This is a genomic window from Autumnicola lenta, from assembly GCF_031846515.1.
Lineage (GTDB): Bacteria > Bacteroidota > Bacteroidia > Flavobacteriales > Flavobacteriaceae > Autumnicola > Autumnicola lenta.
The window spans coordinates 1-580 of record NZ_JAVRHO010000078.1 but is presented as its reverse complement, the minus strand read 5'-3'; the positions used below and the strand labels follow the sequence as shown (position 1 = coordinate 580).

The 580-nt window shown below is 39.3% G+C and carries 1 protein-coding gene; it reads left to right on the top strand.

What is annotated here, in order from left to right; translation table 11 throughout:
• Positions 1-80 precede the first annotated feature (80 nt).
• Positions 81-518 (top strand): IS200/IS605 family transposase, encoded by a 438-nt coding sequence (gene tnpA / locus RM545_RS17500; RefSeq protein WP_311496575.1) that lies wholly within the window; start codon positions 81-83, stop codon positions 516-518.
• Positions 519-580: the final 62 nt, after the last annotated feature.

Here is a 580-nt window from a genome sequence, read left to right as displayed (position 1 = left end):
TTTATTGGTCTCAAAAATAGTTAAAACTATGTACTTTAGTGCATTTCGCTTTAGCTTCTAAAAAAACCTACCTTTGTTAAATGCCGGAACAAAGAACAAGTGGACATACGGTTTCTCGTTTAACAGTACATTTAGTCTGGAGTACAAAATACCGTTATCCGGTTTTAAAAGGAGATATACAAGTTCGTTGCAGAACCTTACTTATGCAAATTTGTGATGCAGAAGATGTCACAATTCTAAAGGGTGTTGTCTCTAAGGAACACGTTCATATGCACATAGAATACCGTCCTTCGACAAGTGTAAGCTACTTGGTCAAGAAGCTGAAAGGGAGAAGTTCAAGAAAGCTCCAACAAGAATTCCCCGTTCTCAAACAGAAATATTGGGGCAGGCACTTCTGGGGCATAGGCTATGGATGCTGGAGCACTGGAAATATTACCGATGAAATGGTTAATGAGTATCTAGAGCATCATAGAAGACCTGACGATGGTGAAGGAAGTAATTTTATAATAGAGAAATGACCTTGCGGTGACTTTAAGTCACCAGCCCGAAACTATGGACTTGGAGTCCATAGTGGTTCATT

Excerpts from the sequence above, each read along its gene's own strand:
- tnpA (WP_311496575.1), top strand. The coding sequence starts at position 81 with ATGCCGGAACAAAGAACAAGTGGACATACGGTTTCTCGTTTAACAGTA.